Annotated in this window: 15 protein-coding genes and 1 tRNA gene; 5 read left to right on the top strand and 11 right to left on the bottom strand. The window is 66.3% G+C overall.

Annotated features, from left to right (window positions below; translation table 11 throughout):
- Positions 1-11: 11 nt before the first annotated feature.
- The 4 genes from BSY238_RS03215 to BSY238_RS03230 form a co-directional block, all read right to left on the bottom strand.
- On the bottom strand, positions 12-2,546 hold the full coding sequence (locus BSY238_RS03215) for a cation-translocating P-type ATPase (RefSeq protein WP_069037874.1): 2,535 nt from the start codon (positions 2,544-2,546) through the stop codon (positions 12-14).
- Positions 2,547-2,565: 19 nt separating this feature from the next.
- Positions 2,566-2,775: a DUF2788 domain-containing protein gene (locus BSY238_RS03220; protein ID WP_069037875.1), complete on the bottom strand. Its 210-nt coding sequence runs from the start codon at positions 2,773-2,775 to the stop codon at positions 2,566-2,568.
- A 9-nt stretch (positions 2,776-2,784) separates the two neighbouring features.
- Complete coding sequence (locus BSY238_RS03225; RefSeq protein ID WP_069037876.1) at positions 2,785-3,570, bottom strand: DUF2189 domain-containing protein; 786 nt, start codon at positions 3,568-3,570, stop codon at positions 2,785-2,787.
- 168 nt (positions 3,571-3,738) lie between these two features.
- Positions 3,739-6,153, bottom strand: a complete 2,415-nt coding sequence (locus BSY238_RS03230; protein ID WP_069037877.1) for a heavy metal translocating P-type ATPase — start codon at positions 6,151-6,153, stop codon at positions 3,739-3,741.
- Between the two features lie 155 nt (positions 6,154-6,308).
- Between BSY238_RS03230 and BSY238_RS03235 the strand changes: the two genes are divergently transcribed.
- Entirely contained in the window at positions 6,309-6,500 is a 192-nt protein-coding gene (locus tag BSY238_RS03235; RefSeq protein ID WP_069037878.1) for a heavy-metal-associated domain-containing protein, read from the top strand.
- 13 nt (positions 6,501-6,513) lie between these two features.
- On the opposite strand, the gene BSY238_RS03240 is transcribed toward BSY238_RS03235, so the two are convergent.
- On the bottom strand, positions 6,514-7,941 hold the full coding sequence (locus tag BSY238_RS03240; protein ID WP_069037879.1) for a multicopper oxidase family protein: 1,428 nt from the start codon (positions 7,939-7,941) through the stop codon (positions 6,514-6,516).
- 184 nt (positions 7,942-8,125) lie between these two features.
- Positions 8,126-9,556, bottom strand: a complete 1,431-nt coding sequence (locus BSY238_RS03245; protein WP_069037880.1) for a TolC family protein — start codon at positions 9,554-9,556, stop codon at positions 8,126-8,128.
- Here BSY238_RS03245 and BSY238_RS18280 point away from each other — a divergent pair.
- Positions 9,546-9,770 (top strand): hypothetical protein, encoded by a 225-nt coding sequence (locus BSY238_RS18280; RefSeq protein ID WP_150123870.1) that lies wholly within the window; start codon positions 9,546-9,548, stop codon positions 9,768-9,770. The two genes, BSY238_RS03245 and BSY238_RS18280, sit on opposite strands and share 11 nt — an antisense overlap.
- Positions 9,771-9,988: 218 nt before the next feature.
- Here BSY238_RS18280 and BSY238_RS03255 read toward each other — a convergent pair whose 3' ends face one another.
- Together BSY238_RS03255 and BSY238_RS03260 are read right to left on the bottom strand one after the other, a co-directional pair.
- Positions 9,989-10,366, bottom strand: coding sequence for a hypothetical protein (locus BSY238_RS03255; RefSeq protein WP_069040421.1), 378 nt, complete (start codon positions 10,364-10,366; stop codon positions 9,989-9,991).
- A 154-nt stretch (positions 10,367-10,520) separates the two neighbouring features.
- Complete coding sequence (locus BSY238_RS03260; protein WP_069037882.1) at positions 10,521-12,314, bottom strand: AsmA-like C-terminal region-containing protein; 1,794 nt, start codon at positions 12,312-12,314, stop codon at positions 10,521-10,523.
- A gap of 197 nt (positions 12,315-12,511) precedes the next feature.
- Between BSY238_RS03260 and BSY238_RS03265 the strand changes: the two genes are divergently transcribed.
- Positions 12,512-12,587, top strand: a tRNA-Asn gene (locus BSY238_RS03265).
- A gap of 329 nt (positions 12,588-12,916) precedes the next feature.
- Complete coding sequence (locus BSY238_RS18285; protein WP_150123871.1) at positions 12,917-13,144, top strand: hypothetical protein; 228 nt, start codon at positions 12,917-12,919, stop codon at positions 13,142-13,144.
- A gap of 203 nt (positions 13,145-13,347) precedes the next feature.
- Here BSY238_RS18285 and BSY238_RS03270 read toward each other — a convergent pair whose 3' ends face one another.
- The gene (locus tag BSY238_RS03270; RefSeq protein ID WP_069037883.1) at positions 13,348-13,932 is read right to left on the bottom strand and encodes a CGNR zinc finger domain-containing protein; all 585 of its coding nucleotides are present in this window, start codon (positions 13,930-13,932) and stop codon (positions 13,348-13,350) included.
- A 166-nt stretch (positions 13,933-14,098) separates the two neighbouring features.
- On the opposite strand from BSY238_RS03270, the gene BSY238_RS03275 reads away from it, so the two are divergent.
- On the top strand, positions 14,099-15,061 hold the full coding sequence (locus BSY238_RS03275; protein ID WP_069037884.1) for an alpha/beta fold hydrolase: 963 nt from the start codon (positions 14,099-14,101) through the stop codon (positions 15,059-15,061).
- 233 nt (positions 15,062-15,294) lie between these two features.
- Here the strand turns inward: BSY238_RS03275 and BSY238_RS03280 are convergent, their stop codons facing one another.
- Both BSY238_RS03280 and BSY238_RS03285 read right to left on the bottom strand, forming a co-directional pair.
- Positions 15,295-15,591 carry a hypothetical protein gene (locus BSY238_RS03280; protein WP_150123872.1) on the bottom strand — a complete coding sequence of 99 codons (297 nt, stop codon included), beginning with the start codon at positions 15,589-15,591 and terminating at the stop codon, positions 15,295-15,297.
- A gap of 240 nt (positions 15,592-15,831) precedes the next feature.
- The gene (locus tag BSY238_RS03285) at positions 15,832-16,269 is read right to left on the bottom strand and encodes a DUF2846 domain-containing protein (RefSeq protein WP_083223904.1); all 438 of its coding nucleotides are present in this window, start codon (positions 16,267-16,269) and stop codon (positions 15,832-15,834) included.
- Positions 16,270-16,276: the final 7 nt, after the last annotated feature.

Consider the following 16,276-nt stretch of genomic DNA (forward strand, 5'->3'; position numbering starts at 1 on the left):
ACCCTCGTTGTTCAAAACCCGGCCGTTGTGCCGGGTTTTTTTTCGCCCGGCATCACGCTCTTCACGACTTGGAGCGGCACAAAGCTCGCCAGACCCAATGCGCAGGCGGCCAGCCAGTGGACCGGCGACAGCGGCGTGAAGCCGAACTGCGCCGCCAGCCAGGGCACGCTGGTCACGGCGAGCAGCGCAAGCACCGTGGCGGCGATGATGCCGCGCGCCACCGGTGCGGTGCCGCGCAGGGCATCCAGCCAGGCGCCACCGTGGGTGCGGGCGCAGAAGATGAGCGCGATGCCGCTGCTCACCAGCGCGATGAATACCCAGGTGCGGACGACCGACGCGTCGAAGCCCTGCGCGCGCGCGAACGCGTGCACCGCCAGCACGACCGCTGACGTCACGGCGCCGAGCAGCAGGCTGATCCAGATGCGGGCGGACGGCAGCAGCGGATCACTGCCTGGGCGCGGCGGCTCGCGCATCACGCCGGCGTCGGCTTCGTCCGACTCGAACACCACCGAACACGAGGGGTCGATCACCAGTTCGAGGAAGGCGATGTGGGCCGGCGCCAGGACGAGCGGCCAGCCGAACAGCACCGGCGCGGTAGCCAGCACGATGATGGGCACGTGCACCGCCAGCGTGTAGGTCATCGCGTGGCGCAGGTTGCGGAAGATGCGCCGGCCGAGCCGGATGGCGTGCACCAGTGCGGCGAAGTCGTCGTCGACCAGCACCAGGTCGGCTGCCTCGCGCGCCACGTCGGTACCGCGCCGGCCCATCGCGATGCCGATGTGGGCCGCCTTGAGCGCCGGCGCGTCATTCACGCCGTCGCCGGTCATTGCAACGATGTCGCCGCGCGCCTTCAGGGCCTCGACCAGGGCCAGTTTCTGCTGTGGGCTGACGCGCGCGAACACGCCGCCCTGAGCAGCCGCGGCGGCGAAAGCGGCGTCGTCCATGGCCGCCAGTTCCGGGCCGGTCAGCACATGCGCGCCTTCTATGCCGGCCTGCGCGGCGATGGCCTGAGCGGTGCGCGGATGGTCGCCGGTGATCATGACGACACGCACGCCTGCCGCGCGGCAATCGGCCACCGCCGCGGGCACGCCGTCACGCAGAGGATCGGCCAGGCCGATCAGGCCGATGAAGCGGAATTCGAAATCATGCTGGATGGCGGGCGCCTCGCTGCCCGGATGCAGCGCATGCGCCACCGCCAGCACGCGCAGGCCGCGGTCGGCCAGCACGCCGGCCTGTCGAGCAACGTGCGCGCGCGCCTCGGGCGACAGATGGCAAAGGTCGGCGATCGCCTCGGGCGCGCCTTTCGACGCCACCTCGCTGCGAGCGCTGTCCGGCACCTGCCACAGATGCGACATCGCCAGCAGATCGGGAGACAGCTCGTACTCGCGCGCCAGCCGCCAGTCCGGGTGCAGATGCTCGGTATTCGACAGATGCGCATCGGCAAGGCTCAGAAAGGCCTTTTCCATCGGGTCGTGCGGATCGGCTTCGCTTGCCAGCACCGCGTATTCGAGCAGCCGGTGAAACGTTTCCGGCAGTTCGGCCAGCGGCTGGCCGGCATCGAGAAGCAGCGTGTCGTCACCGGCGACCAGTGCAGCGACCGCCATGCGGTTGCGCGTCAATGTGCCGGTCTTGTCGACGCACAGCACCGTGGTCTGGCCCAAGGTTTCGATCGCCGCAAGACGTCGCGTCAGCACGCCGTGCGCGGCGATGCGTCGGGCACCGAAGGCGAGGAACACGATGAGGATGACCGGAAATTCCTGCGGCAGCACGCCCATGGCGAGCGTGATGCCAGCCAGCAGACCATCGAGCCAGCCGCCGCGCAACAGGGCGTAGAGCAGCGCGAGCAGCACGCACAGCACGGCGCCGATCGCCGCCAGCCGGCGCGCGAGCTTCGCCAGTTCGATCTGCAGCGGCGACGTACCGCTGCTGATCGCGCCGAGCGATTTGCCGATGCGGCCCAGTTCGGTGGCATTGCCGATGGCGCTCACTTCGACCGCCGCCTGACCGCTGACCACCAGCGTGCCGGCGAACACCTGCAGCGCAGGGCCGCCCGCGACCGGCAGCCTCGCCACTGCCACCGACTCGCCGGTCAGCATCGATTCATCGAGCGCGAAGTCGTGCGCCGACAGCACGACACCATCGGCCGGCACGCGGTCGCCCTCGTTCAGCAGCATGCGGTCACCGACCACCACTTCGCGCCCGGCCACCCGCATCACCTTGCCGTCGCGCAGCACCAGCGCACGCGGGCTCGACAGGTCGCGCAGGGCCGCCAGTGCGGTTTCGGTGCGCCGCTGCTGCACCACGGTCACCGCGATGATGACCAGCACGAAGCCGAGCAGAACGAATGCTTCCTGCGGGTCGCCGATCAGCAGGTAGAGCGCACCGGCACCGAGCATCAGCAGGAACATCGGTTCGCGGGCCACTTCGAGCACGATGTCCGCGACGCCGCGCGAGCGGTCGGCCGCGAGTTCGTTCCAGCCGTCGCGCGCGCGGCGCACCGCCACTTCCGCCTCGGTCAGGCCGGTCGATGCGGGTGCTTCGCTCATGCCTGGCAGGTACCGGTGATCAGCTGTCGAGAATCCACTTGATGACGAACTTGGCAACGAATCCCATCATGCCCAGGCCAAGGCCGAGCAGGATGACGAAGGTGCCGAAACGCCCCGCTTTCGATTCGCGCGCCAGTTGCAGCAGGATGAACAGCATGTACAGCATGAAGGCCGTGACACCGAAGGTCAGGCCGAACTGCGCGAATTGTTCTTCGGTGATGCCGGACATGATCGACCTTCAGTACGCCGGGGGCACCGTGCTGCCCACCAGCTCGCGATAGGCATGCCAGCTGGCGTGCCCGAGCAGCGGGATGACCACCGGCATCGCCAGCAGGCCGGTCGCCATGCCGAACAGCGTGAAGAACGCGATCGCCGCGCCCCACAGCGCAAGCGGCGCCGGATTGGCCATCACCACGCGCCAGCTGGTCAGCACCGCGCCCAGTACGCCGATCTGCCGGTCGAGCAGCAGCGGGATCGCCACCACGCTGGAAGCGAACAGCGGTGCGGCGAGCAGGCCGCCCAGCAGCAGCCAGCCCTCGAACAGCCAGCCCTGTTCGGCCAGCACGACGACGCGCAGAAAGTCTTCCGGGGTCACCACCGGTGCGGCAGCGAACGACCAGATCAGCGCAGCCGACGTCAGCACCCATCCGGTGCCGGCCAGCGCCAGCAGCAAGCCGAAAGTCACCATGCGACCGTCACGCGGCTTCCACACCGTCAGCGCGGTGGCCAGATCCGCCGACTCGCCGCGCTCCAGCGCACGGCTGATGGCATACAGCCCGGTCGCGATGACCGGCGCCACCAGCAGGAAGCCGGTGAAGGCCCCGCCCAGCAGCCAGAAGCGATCCGGTATCCACCAGCACAGGAAAGCACCGAATACGGCCACCAGCACGCCATGCAGCAGACCGGGCAGCGGGCAGCGCTGGAAGTCGCGCCAGCCGGCGACCAGCCAGTTCACCGGGCTGAACAGCGGAACGGATCGGGTCAGGAAATGGCGTGATTCGAGAAGCGCCTGGCTGTCGGACATGGTGGTGGGCCGCTGCAGAAAGTCATTCGGAGGGGGTGCTGCAGACGGATTATGCGCTGCGCGCGGCCACGCGACTTGACGCAGCGCATGGCCATGCCGGCAGTCGACGCATCCCTGCGTGCGCTGGGCCGCCATCCTGCGTGACCGGCATGCCGATGTACGCGACCCTCATCGGCCACCGGTCCTCCAGCGCCGCAACAGCAGTGCATTGCCGACTACGCTTGCGCTGCTGAACGCCATCGCGGCGCCGGCGATGACCGGATTCAGCAGCCCGAACGCCGCCAGCGGAATGCCGACCACGTTGTAGGCGAAGGCCCAGAACAGGTTCTGACGTATCTTCGCCCACGTGCGGCGTGAGATATCGATGGCGTCGGCCACGCGCGCCGGGTCGCCGTGCATCAGCGTGATGCCGGCTGCCGCCATGGCCACATCGGTTCCGGTGGACATCGCGATGCCGACATCGGCCGCCGCCAGCGCCGGTGCGTCGTTGATGCCGTCGCCGACCATGGCCACCACCGCCCCGCCCTGCTTCAGCGCGGCCACGATGTCGGCCTTGAGTTCCGGCAACACCTCGGCCCGCACATCGTCGATGCCCAGTGCCGCGGCAACGTTTGCCGCGGCGCCCGCATTGTCGCCGCTGACCAGCACGGTGCGCACGCCGCCCGCTTGCAGGCGGGCGATCGCCGCTTTCGCCGACGGCTTCACCGAGTCCCCGAAAGCGAGCAGGCCGAGCAGCCGCGGCGCAGCACCCAGCTCGGCCAGCCAGGACACGGTGCAGCCCTGCGACTGCAGCTGCGCGGCGCGCGCGGCCAGCGGCGATACATCGACCGCAAGCTCGTCCATGAAGCGCGTGCTGCCCAGGCGCAGCGTGCGATTGGCAAGCAGGCCTCCAATGCCGCGACCGGCGACCGCAGCCAAATCCGTCGCCTGCGGGACCGCCAGCCCTTCGGCCTGCGCGGCCCGGGCTACCGCATGCGCCAGCGGATGTTCGCTGCCCGCCTGCAGCGCGGCTGCCCGTGACAGCAGTTCGTCACGGGTGATCGCGACGGGTTCGGCCGCCACCAGCTGCGGCCGCCCCTCGGTCAGCGTGCCGGTCTTGTCGAATGCCACCACCGATACACGATGCGCGATTTCGAGCGCTGCGGCGTCCTTGATCAGGATGCCGGCCCGCGCTGCCGCGCCGGTGCCGACCATGATGGCGGTCGGCGTGGCGAGGCCGAGCGCGCACGGGCAGGCGATCACCAGCACCGCCACGGCATTGAGCAGCGCGCGCTCGACGCCGGAGCCGGCGAACAACCAGCCGGCGAAGGTGAGTGCCGCAATCGCGATCACGACCGGCACGAACACCGCGCTGACGCGATCGACCAGGCGCTGGATCGGCGCCTTGCCGGCCTGCGCGCTTTCGACCAGTCGGACGATGCGTGCCAGTACCGTTTCGGCGCCGATCGCCGTGGTGCGCACGATGAGCAGCCCGGAGCCATTGATGGCGCCACCGGTCACGTGATCGCCCGCCTGACGCGCCACCGGCAGGCTTTCGCCGGTGATCAGCGACTCGTCGACCTCGCCCGCGCCTTCGATCACCACTCCATCGACCGGCAGCCGCTCGCCCGGGCGCACGACGACGATGTCGTCGACGCCGACCTGCGACAGCGGCAGCTCGACCTCCTGCCCGTCGCGACGCACGCGCGCCGTGTCCGGACGCAGCGCATTGAGCGCGCGGATGGCTTCGGTGGTCTGCCGCTTGGCGCGCGTTTCCAGCCATTTGCCGAGCAGCACCAGCGTGATCACGACAGCCGACGCCTCGAAGTACAGATGCGGCATGGCGCCGTCATCGGCCGTCAGCCACAGGTACACGCTGAGGCCGTAGGCGGCCGAAGTACCGAGCGCGACCAGCAGGTCCATGTTCCCGGCGCCGGCGCGCAACGCCTTGCCGCCTGCGATGTAGAAGCGCGCACCCAGCCAGAACTGCACCGGCGTGGCGAGCAGCCACTGCAGCCAGCCGGGCAGCATCCAGTGCCCCCCCCACAGCATGCCGACCATCGGCAGGGCGAGCGGTGCCGACAGCACGATGGCCAGTGCGACCGGCCACCATTCGGGCAGGCCGCGTGCGGAACCATCCGAAGGGGCAGGCGTGTCGGCTGGCAAAGACGCGCGGTAGCCGGCCCGTGCCACGGCGACCAGCAGCGGTGCGACGTCCGGCGACAGACTGACCACTTCTGCCGACTCGGTCGCAAGATTGACGGCGGCCGACAGCACGCCCGGCACCCTGGCGAGCGCCTTTTCCACCCGCGCCACGCAGGACGCGCAGGTCATGTCGGCGATGTTCAGCCGCAGCGTGTGCTGCGCGACGGCGTAGCCGGCCTTTTCGACCGCGGCGCGCACAGCCGCTGCGTCGGGCACGCGCTCGCCGCTGACGGTCAGCCGCTCGGTCGCCGGATTGACGCTGGCCAGCGCCACGCCCGGCAGCCGGGCGACAGCCTTTTCGACGCGTGCCACGCACGAGGCGCAGGTCATGCCTTCGATCACGGCTGTCCACGACTGCAGGCGAGCCGTCGTGCCCGCATCCGGTTCTCTGGCGTTCATGCCGGACCTCGCTTCATCGCCTGCATCCTTCCGCATCACTGTGTATCGCAGATGAGTGCGACGACCGCTGTTTTCGAGCGGATCGCCATGACTTGACCTGCGCATCGCTTAAAGGTCCATCATCAGGGGTTTTCATTTTGTTCGCGAGGCTAGAAATGATCGAATTCACCGTACCGGACATGACCTGCGGTCATTGCGCCGGCCGCATCCGCAGCGCGGTTGCCGAAGTCGATGCGAAAGCGACCGTCGACATCGACATCGCCGGCAAGCGGGTACGCATCGAGTCGGCCAAGGACGAAGCGCTGTTCCGCGAAGCACTCGACGACGCCGACTACCCGCCGGACTGAACGACCACCCGCATCAATGGTGATCGTGCGCGCCGCCTGCCGGTTTGCGCACCTGCACTTCGATCTCTTGCTCCGGCTGCTGCTGCCGTGGCATCGATGACTCACCGTGGTTGTGGCCTTCGGCAGGTCTGGTCGAGGGCACTGCCGCGCCATCGACCTCATGCGCAACGCTGCCGGGGGGATGCACGTACCAGCCCGGATCGCCGTAATCGCCCGCCTTCTGGTCGCGGCGCACCTTGAACACCGAAAACATGCCGCCCATCTCCACCGATCCGAAAGGGCCGTCGCCGGTCATCATCGGCGCCGTGTTCTCCGGCAGCGGCATCTTCATGTCGGCCATGTCCGCCATGCCACGCTCGCCCATGGCCATGTAGCCGGGTACCAGCTTGGATATGCGGTCCGCCAGCCCCTCATGATCGACACCGATCAGGTTCGGGATGTCGTGGCCCATGGCATTCATCGTGTGATGACTTTTGTGGCAGTGGAACGCCCAGTCGCCCTCCTCGTCGGCGATGAATTCGATCTGCCGCATCTGCCCGACCGCCACATCGGTGGTCACCTCCGGCCAACGGGCCGACTTCGGCACCGGGCCGCCATCGGTGCCGGTGACTTCGAATTCGTGGCCATGGATGTGGATCGGGTGATTGGTCATCGTCAGGTTGCCGATGCGGATGCGCACGCGGTCGTTCTTCCGCGCCACCAGCGGCGCGATGCCCGGGAAGATGCGGCTGTTCCAAGACCACAGGTTGAAATCCAGCATGGTCATGGTTTTCGGCGTGTAGCTGCCGGGATCGACATCGTAGGCATTGAGCAGGAACACGTAGTCGCGATCGACCGTGGCGATGTGCGGATGCCGCCCTTTGGGATGCGTCACCCAGAAACCCATCATGCCCATCGCCATCTGCGTCATTTCGTCGGCGTGCGGGTGGTACATGAAGGTGCCGGGGCGGCGCGCGGTGAATTCATACACGAAGGTCTTGCCGGGCGGAATCGCCGGCTGGGTCAGGCCGCTGACGCCATCCATGCCATTTGGCAGGCGCTGGCCATGCCAATGCACGCTGGTGCGCTCGGGCAGGCGGTTGGTGACGTAGATGCGCACCCTGTCGCCCTCCACCACTTCTATCGTCGGGCCCGGCGACTGACCGTTGTAGCCCCACAGATGGGCTTTGAAACCGGGTGCCATTTCGCGCACCACCGGCTCGGCCACCAGGTGGAATTCCTTGACGCCGGCGTTCATGCGCCAGGGCAGCGTCCAGCCATTGAGCGTGACGACCGGGTTGTAAGGGCGCCCCGTGGAAGGCATCAACGGGCCGCGCGTATCGGCCGAAGTTTCGATCACCGGTTCCGGCACGGCCGCCAGCGCCACACGGCTGACCGAGGCGGCCGCCACCGCGGCGCCCGCGATACCTGCGTTGATGAAGAAATCTCTGCGGGAAGTCATGTCATGTCCTTCGAATTCGATGCAGCGGAAAGCGGCTCGGTGAAACGGACCCTGTGTGAGCTGTCCTGTGGGAGCTGTCCTTTGGAAGCGGCGGCCTCGCCGCGATCGGCGCGTTGATCAACGATCATCGCAGCATCCATCGCGGCGAGGCCGCCGCTCCCACAGGCCGCCGCTGCCCCGGGGCTCAATGTCCGGCCCCAGCAGTGGTGGCGGCGATGGGTGATGCGGGCGCCGCAAGGTCGGGCTTGCCGATCAGCGCCATGTCGAGATCAGCCTGGGCGATCCAGAAGTCGCGCAGGGCGTCGATGTAGCCATTGACGCTGGCCACCTGCGAACGGGCATCGGCCAGCAGTTCGAATACGCCGATCAGCATGCCGTTGTAGCGCAGCAGGTTTTCGTCGGATATGCGCTTCCTGAGCGGCACCACTTCGTCGCGATAGTGGCGCGCGATGTCGAAGGCGGAGCGATAGCCGCCATAGGCTTCGCGCACCTCGGAGCGCGCGTTGATGGCCGCGTCGGCGACCCGCTCGACCGATTGCATGTAGATATGCTCGGCGCGTGCCACGCGGGACGTGCCCCAGTCGAACAGCGGCAACTCGAAGCTGATTTCATAGCCCTTCTTGTAGGACTCGCCGCGCCGGCCTTCGAGCACCCGCGCCGGTCCGATCTCGAGCACGTCGATGAAGCGCGTGGTTTTCGTCAGTCCGAGGTTGCGCGCAGTTGCTTCGGCGTCGAGTTTCGCAATCTGCAGGTCAATGCGCGATGCCATCGCCTCACGTTCGATGTCCGGCGCATCAAGCGCTGCGGCGGGCAGATCGGGCAGCCGTTCAGGCAGCTTGAACGCGGTCTGCTCACCCCACAGCCCGAGCAGCCGGGTCAGACGTTCGCGCGCTGCCTGATGCACCTGCTGCGCGCGGGCGAGATTCAGCGCCGCATCGGCATAGAAACCCTGCTCGCGCGCCCGCGCCAGTGCGCTGAAATTGCCGGCGGCCTGCATGCGGCGTGCCAGTTCGGCACCGGCTTCGGCCGCGTCCATGACCTGTTGCATGTAGCGCAGCGTTTCGCCGGCGGCGACCGCCTGTGTCCAGGCGCGCCGCACATCGGCCGCCAGCCGCAGCACCTGCAGCGACACCGCACGCTGGGTCTGTGCGAACTGCCGCCTGTTGACCTCGATCGCCTGCGGCAGCGTGAGCAGTGAAAACAGGTTGAAGGTGATGGCCTGTTCGATCTTGTAGTCGCGCACGCCGTTTTCCTTCCTGCTGGCGTGGAACATCGAGAAGTGCGGGTTCGGCAGGTTGCCGGCACGCACCAGATCGGCTTCGCTGATGCCCAGATCGTGGAAGCCCGCCTGCAGGCCACGATTGTTCAGCAACGCAAGCTGCACCGCGTCGTCGGCCGTCAGCGGCTGGCTGAGCAAGCCGGCCACACGTTCGGCAACTTCGGCGCGCTCCGCATCGCTGCGCGTCCACTTCACATCCTTGCCGAGCCGCTCGCGCGCAGTCTGCTCGACCGCGCCGAAGCCGCCGTCGGGACTGAAGCCGGCGCATCCGGCCAGCAGCGTCAGCACAGCCGCAAGAGGCATAAGACGCCAGCGCGATGGATCAATGATGCGCATGACCGTCCTCCTTCTTCGTCGGGCGGGCAGGCGGCGGTTGCGTGGCGCCGTCGGCCGCCGACATGCAGTGATCGTGCGCTGGCGCACCTTCGGCAGGCGCTGGATGACCCGCATGCGGGTCATCGACCGGCGGGCCCATCGGCTGATCGGCATTTGCCGCATGTGCATGTGCGCCGACCTGTCGGCCGACCCGGTCGTTGGCGTCACGCCATGAACCAACGGGCTCTGCCGCATGACTGCGATAGCCGTCCATCATCGAGCGATAGCCGACGGGCGGCACAGGGGCGGCCGGATCGGCCGCATCGGACGGCCACGCGGCCGTCGGGGCAAGCGCTGCGCAGACGAGCAGCGCCGCAGGAAAGGAATGAAGCATATTGGCCTCGCGCAGGACGTGAATCGATGCCCGCACGGGATGCGGGCTTCAGCGTTTCGTCAGGCGGAGGCGGATCTGGGTGGGTGTTCCGCGCTTTCGGCGATGAAGGACGGCGGGCCGCCGAGATCAGCCAGCGGTCGCTCGTGGAACGCGATGTCGGCAAACAGGGGAAGCGCAGCCGGAGTCAGCGCACCGGCGATGCAGCAGGCGGCGCAACTGGAACAGGGCTGGGGAGACAACGATGCGCCCTCATCAGGCGCAGCCGATTCTGCACAGTGCGCCGGCAGTTCGTGTGCATCGGTCGCAACGTCGTGCGCGGTCGCCACCGCATGCTGCTGCACCGGCACACAGCACATCATCGCCGCAGCGACGCCGCCTTGCAGCGGCAGCGCGATCACGAGCAGAGCGGTCAGCAGGAATCTGTTGAAACGGGACATCACCTGCACACGATAGCAGCCGCAGCGAAGCTTGTGGCACCTGAGCCGGCGTTGATTGATCGAACGCACCCTGCCAACCGCGCAGCGGGCGCTAAGCAACCGTGTCGGCAGCGCAGTTTTCAGCGATGCGGGACAAGGCAGGGCTGCGAAAATCTCAACGTGTCAGACGCACGACCGGATCGGCGTACTTGCCTTCGATGCTGACCGGCGCGCGTACCGTGGTGGCACTTCCGCGGAGGCTGACGTCCAGACGACCGTTGATGAGGCCGTCGGCCAGCCGGATATCCCCCTGGGCACCGACCAGTCCGGACGACATCGTCGCACCGGTCAGGCTGAGGCCGGAGGCATCCGCCACGACGTCGCCTTCGAGATCATCGAATCGCGTGCTGCCGCCGCGCACGCCATCCGCACGCGGAATGCGCACGGCCTGCACCAGATCGACGCGCTCGATCTGCCCGCGCTGTACACCCAGTTTGCCCGACGCACGCAGCGTGCGCCGCAGGCCTTCCAGCGTCTCGCCCTCGCCGCGGACGGCGATCGCCGCAGACAGGTCGCCGGTCAGCAGCAGCGTGGGCGCAAACACCTTGAGCAAATCCGCAACCGCCAGACGCGACGTCGTCATTTCGCCCTCGACGCTGGCCGGGCTGGCGAGCCCGATGGACAGGCTGCCCACCGCATACCCGCCATAAAGCTTGACGTCCACCTTGTCGAATTGCAGGCGCTGGCTGTTCAGCGTTCCCGTCGCTTCAAGAACGTCGAGCAGCAGCGACGGCTGACCGGGCGTACGCCAGCCCAGCGCCGTGAGTGCGACATTCCACACACCGGATTCGATGCTGCCCTGCAGCTTCAGTCCGCCATCCGTGCTGGCCAGCGACAGCCGGGTGAGCGCGCCGTCCTCGTTGATGTCCAGCGTGCCATTCAGGTTGCCGATCGATCCGTCGAGCAGCAGCAGGCTGGAATCGATGACGCTGATGCGCTCGACCTTGAGCCAGCGCGATGCCCAGTTGATGTCCTGCCGCTTCGACAACTCGGGCAGAAAGGCGATGTTCAACCCTGCGCGCTCGATGCGCACTTCGCGCATGACCGTACGTTCCGACAGCAGCGTCAAGACGCGGGGGATGAGTTTGACGGTGGCGACGTCCAGCTGTCCGCCGTCACCGACGCGCAGGCCCTCGAGTGCAATGGACGGCTCGGGAAAGATGCTGGGCGATACCGATGCGATGCGCACTGGCTGACCGAGCAACTCGCTCGCCAGTTGTTCCATGTGCGGCAGATGCCTGCTGTATGGATAGAAGAAGAACAGACCGACCAGCAGCACGACCAGCAGCAGGCTTCCGACCGCAAGCCGCCTGGCGAGCGAGCTCGGCGGGCCCTTGCGGTCGGCCCCGCTGACGCGTCCCGCAAACAGGTCGAACAGCCGCCTCAGCGGCCCGGATGTGCGGTCTTCGACGCCGGCGTCCGTTGAGCTGGTCATCATCGCGCGTCTTATCGCACCGCGGACGTCATCGCTGTCAGCCGGCGGCGGCGGCGCGACCGCGACAGCCGCTGCCGGAGCGGTCAGTTCCGGGATGGCCATCGCGAATTCGTCCAGCACCGGCGATTCCTTCGCGGACGATCGGTCGTGTGCCCGCCGGATGTCATCGGCAACAGGTGTGATCGGCTGACTGACCAGATCTTCGATATCGACCATGATGGAAGACAGTTCCGAGCGGTCGGCGTCTTCTTCGACGCTGGCGCTATCCACCCGGCGCACCAGTCCCCGGTGTTCAAGCTCGCCGACGAGGCCTTCAACGATCAGCGGATCACCGAACTGCTGCGCCAGATTGCCGACAGGCGTGCGCCCGTCGATCATGATGAGCACCGAACGCAGGTTGCGTTGAACGATGGTGCGTTTCGAAACCGCATCCTCGCCCGCTTCAGTCTTGATGAATACCGCGTTTTCGTTCATTGATCTGCGCTGGCAGGCTGGCCTCGTGCCTTGGGGCGAGCGGTAAGTCGGAACTTCGGCGAAGGTTGTTGTGACCTTCAGGTGACGCGATCATAAATCGATAGCGCACTGAAGTGGCGGCCAGTCAGCGCAAAGAAAGTCACGTATCAATCGCTTGACGTGCGCAGGATCACCACCTATAATCGCGCCCTCTTTGTTCCCCGATAGCTCAGTCGGTAGAGCGCCGGACTGTTAATCCGTAGGTCCCTGGTTCGAGCCCAGGTCGGGGAGCCAGAACAAACAGCTGAAAACAGAGGCCTTCGCAAGAAGGCCTTTGTCGTTTACGGCTTCAGGCCCGCTTTGGTAGCGATATTGGTAGCGCAGCGGCTAGCGATCGTCTCCCGCAGAAATCGCACCAACCAAGTTCCCAAAACGACCCGTGCGACAGGAATTCATCCGCCTGCCTCACGGAAGGTATGACTGCTGTGGCTAGACCCCTCATCAACCACCCACGATGAGGAATCTGCCAGTGTCTGCACCACCCACCTTCGCTGCACCCTGCCTTCGAAAATTCCAAGGCATCCACCCTGCCTCGCGCTCCCAAAAGGCACCGGGAGGGCACCGTGGCTAAGACAGCAAAACCTTTCAGGTACCGCGGTAAGTGGCGCGCGCAGCTCACGCTGGAAAACGGCGTGCGGCTCACGCGCGATTTCCCGCTCGGCCAGCACGACGACGCCGTGCACTGGCTCGCCGAGCTACGTGCCAACGCCGACTCGGCGCACGAACCTCAACTGGGCGGCCCCACGCAGGCCACTCTGGCGCAAGCACTGAATTTATATGCCCACTGTTGATTTCCACGTAAAACTGACCCGGCGGTTTCATCTAAATCTGACCCACCGGTTTATGCCTGCGTCGATCTCCCTGCCTAAAAATGCAGCGGGATAGTCAATCAAGGGTGGGTCAGATTTCGATGCAATTTACCCCCACAAATGGGTCAATTCTGGATGGTCGTCAACACTCCCTCGAATCGCTCGAGGCTTCAACCGTCCAGGCGTCACCCGGCATGACGACGAGTTCTGAAAGCGGCAACCTTCATCCGGTTTCCGCACACGGCCATGCTGCACCAGCGTCGTCGGTGCGACTTCGTGATGTCCTGGAACAGCAGCGTGCAGTTGTGACCCTCGCACTGACGCACGAGGGTGGGATCGACATCCACTAGCAGCCGGGCGAGCGCTTCCGCCACCGGGAGCAGCAAGCCGGACGCATCGAGCGCTCCAGCTTGCCTTTCGATCCGGAAGTCCTTGGCGCTCGCATCCCACCGCAACTCCGCGGGCCGCTGGCCGCGCGCCAGCACCTGGTTCACGACGGCCGGGTCAGCCCACCGGCCGACTCGGCGAGCCTCCACCAGGGCCCGCGCGCTTGCACGCAGCTCGCGCGCAAGCGCCAGCAGACCCCGGGGTACCCGCTCCGGCTCTACGGGCAAGGCCCCGACGATCCTGAGCCAATCCACCACGCTCTGGTCGCTTGAGAGCACCTCACGGTGCAGTGGCCCCAGCCCGTACTCCGTGTTGATGAAGTCCAGCGCCAGGTTATCGCCAACCAGACGCGGTGCCGTCTCTTCGATGTTGTGTTCGCTCATGGCAGGTCTCAGCTTGGACTCAGGATGATTGTAACTTGCAAATAAACATTTGACAGGTTACAACATAGGTTGTAACCTTTATTTGCCTTTTTCAAGGTTACAACGTAAGTACAAAGGGTCGTGCCTTTTGACCCCGCCCTTCTTCCCCACTCTGAGGATCATTGCCATGCAGCTCAACCATCTCATCGCCGCAGCGGGCGCCGCAGGCGCCATCGCGACCGGCGCCGTCCAGGCCGCTGACTATCGCGCCGCCGCCACACCGCCGGTCACGTTCCACTACGCCCAGGTCGACAACGTCAAGGTGTTCTACCGCCAGGCTGGCAATCCGGCCGCGCCCACTGTGCTGCTGCTGCACGGCTTCCCCACCTCGTCGTTCATGTACCGCGACCTGATCCCGATGCTGGCGAAGCGCTACAACGTGATCGCGCCGGACATGCCTGGCTTCGGTCTCACCCAGGCACCCGAGCAAGGCAAGTACACGTACACCTTCGACCAGCTCGCGAAGACGATGGAAGGTTTCACCAACGTGCTCGGCCTCGAGCGCTATGCGCTCCAGGTGTTCGACTACGGCGCGCCGGTCGGCTGGCGTCTTGCCGCCGCCCGTCCTGAACGCGTGACCGCGCTGATTTCACAGAACGGCAACGCCTATGAGGTGGGCCTGGCCGAAGGATGGATCCCGATCCAGAGGTACTGGAAGGATCCCTCCCCCGCCAACCGTGAAGCGGTGCGCCAGTTCGTGACACCGGAAGCGATCAAGTGGCAGTACACGCACGGCGTCAAGGACCTGAGCCGTGTCGCGCCCGACAGCTACCTGCTGGATGCAGCGCTGACAGCGCGCCCGGGAAATGTAGACATCCAGCTGGATCTGTTCCTCGATTACGCCGACAACGTGGCCCAGTACCCGCAGTTCCAGGCCTACTTCCGCAAGCACCGCCCGCCGGTCCTCGCGGTTTGGGGCAAGAACGATCCGTTCTTCCTGAACGAAGGCGCCGAGGCCTTCAAGCGCGATGTACCTGACGCGGAGGTCCGCTTCTTCGACACCGGGCACTTTGCGCTGGAGACCCACGTGCACGAGATCGGCCCGGTAATCCTGGACTTCCTGGACCGGAAGGTCGCACGGACCCGGTGACGGCACCCATCGCAGGTCGATGCACCGAGCCCGATGTGGTTTCGTTGGCGATCCTGAAAGCGACTGACGTCGATCGCACGGCGCATTTTGAGTCCGGAAAAGCCTCGCGGCGAAGCGGCACGACTCACGGAGAATCGCGGGCCGTCCTTGCCCTCCGTGCCCGTTGCGAACGACAACGGAATCTGGCCGCACACCGCTTTTGGCGGTGGGCGGCCCGCGTGGGCCTTCTATCTTCAGTTGCGCGGTTCGGGGGTGGTCTGGCCTTCCGGGCGGCGTTCGCGTTCATCCGCACGCTCGGACGCCTTCTGCTTGGTGTCCCGGTCGCGCACCACGTCGTTGGCATGCTCGCTCGGGTATTCCTTCGATTGACGAGCCTGATCCTGTTCCGGCTTGTACTTCTTCTGACTTTCGGATTGCTGCGCCTCCGGCACCACCTCCTTCTGGTGCTTGCTCGGATACGACGGCTGGGCGCTGACCGACACGGAAAATGCGGCGATCGCAAGTGCAACGGCTGTTCGGGTTAAAGTCATTCTGGACCTCCATGGGGTGGCAGGCATCGAACGGATGCCCATGACTTCAGCCTAGTTCTTGCGGAGAGGTTCGATGTAGTCGGGCTCCCACACCCTGTAGGACCCGCGACGGGGAATGCGCGGGCGAATCGGCCGGGGTGCCCGCATAGACAGGTCCGGCGCGCGTCATGGCCGATCCTGTCCATGCCGTCCGGGCGACACGCTGTAAGAACGCGGCGACCGTCCGCGCCGCACGGCCTCTCAGCGGGAGACGGCGAGCCTCGTGGTGCGCACCGCTCGTGCGCCATCGTCCGGATGGACCTTGCGCAGCCGCGTGTGGACCTGCAGGTAACCCAGCCACAGGTCCTGCCGCACATACACGATCTGGCCCGGCTTGGCGTCGAACTCGAGTTTCGACGTGAACTGAAGCTGTGAGCCCAGTGTGTGCCGGCCCGGTTCGATTTCCCTGAACAGATGCGTTTGCGACACGGTCGAGCCGATCGGCTCGCCGTCGAGCAGCACGTCGATCGGCAGTGCGGGACTGCTGTAGCCGGTGCGGAAAACATAGACACCTGCTTTGCCGGGGCTGACTTCGGCCACGCCGGGCAGCGTGTCGGCGCGGGTGTCGTGCGGGGGCACGGCGGCGCATCCGGCGAGCGCAGCCGTCGCAAAGATGAGGGCGAGCATCCGGTGTTTCATTCGGAAT

It is taken from the genome of Methyloversatilis sp. RAC08 (genome assembly GCF_001713355.1).
Taxonomy (GTDB): Bacteria; Pseudomonadota; Gammaproteobacteria; order Burkholderiales; family Rhodocyclaceae; genus Methyloversatilis.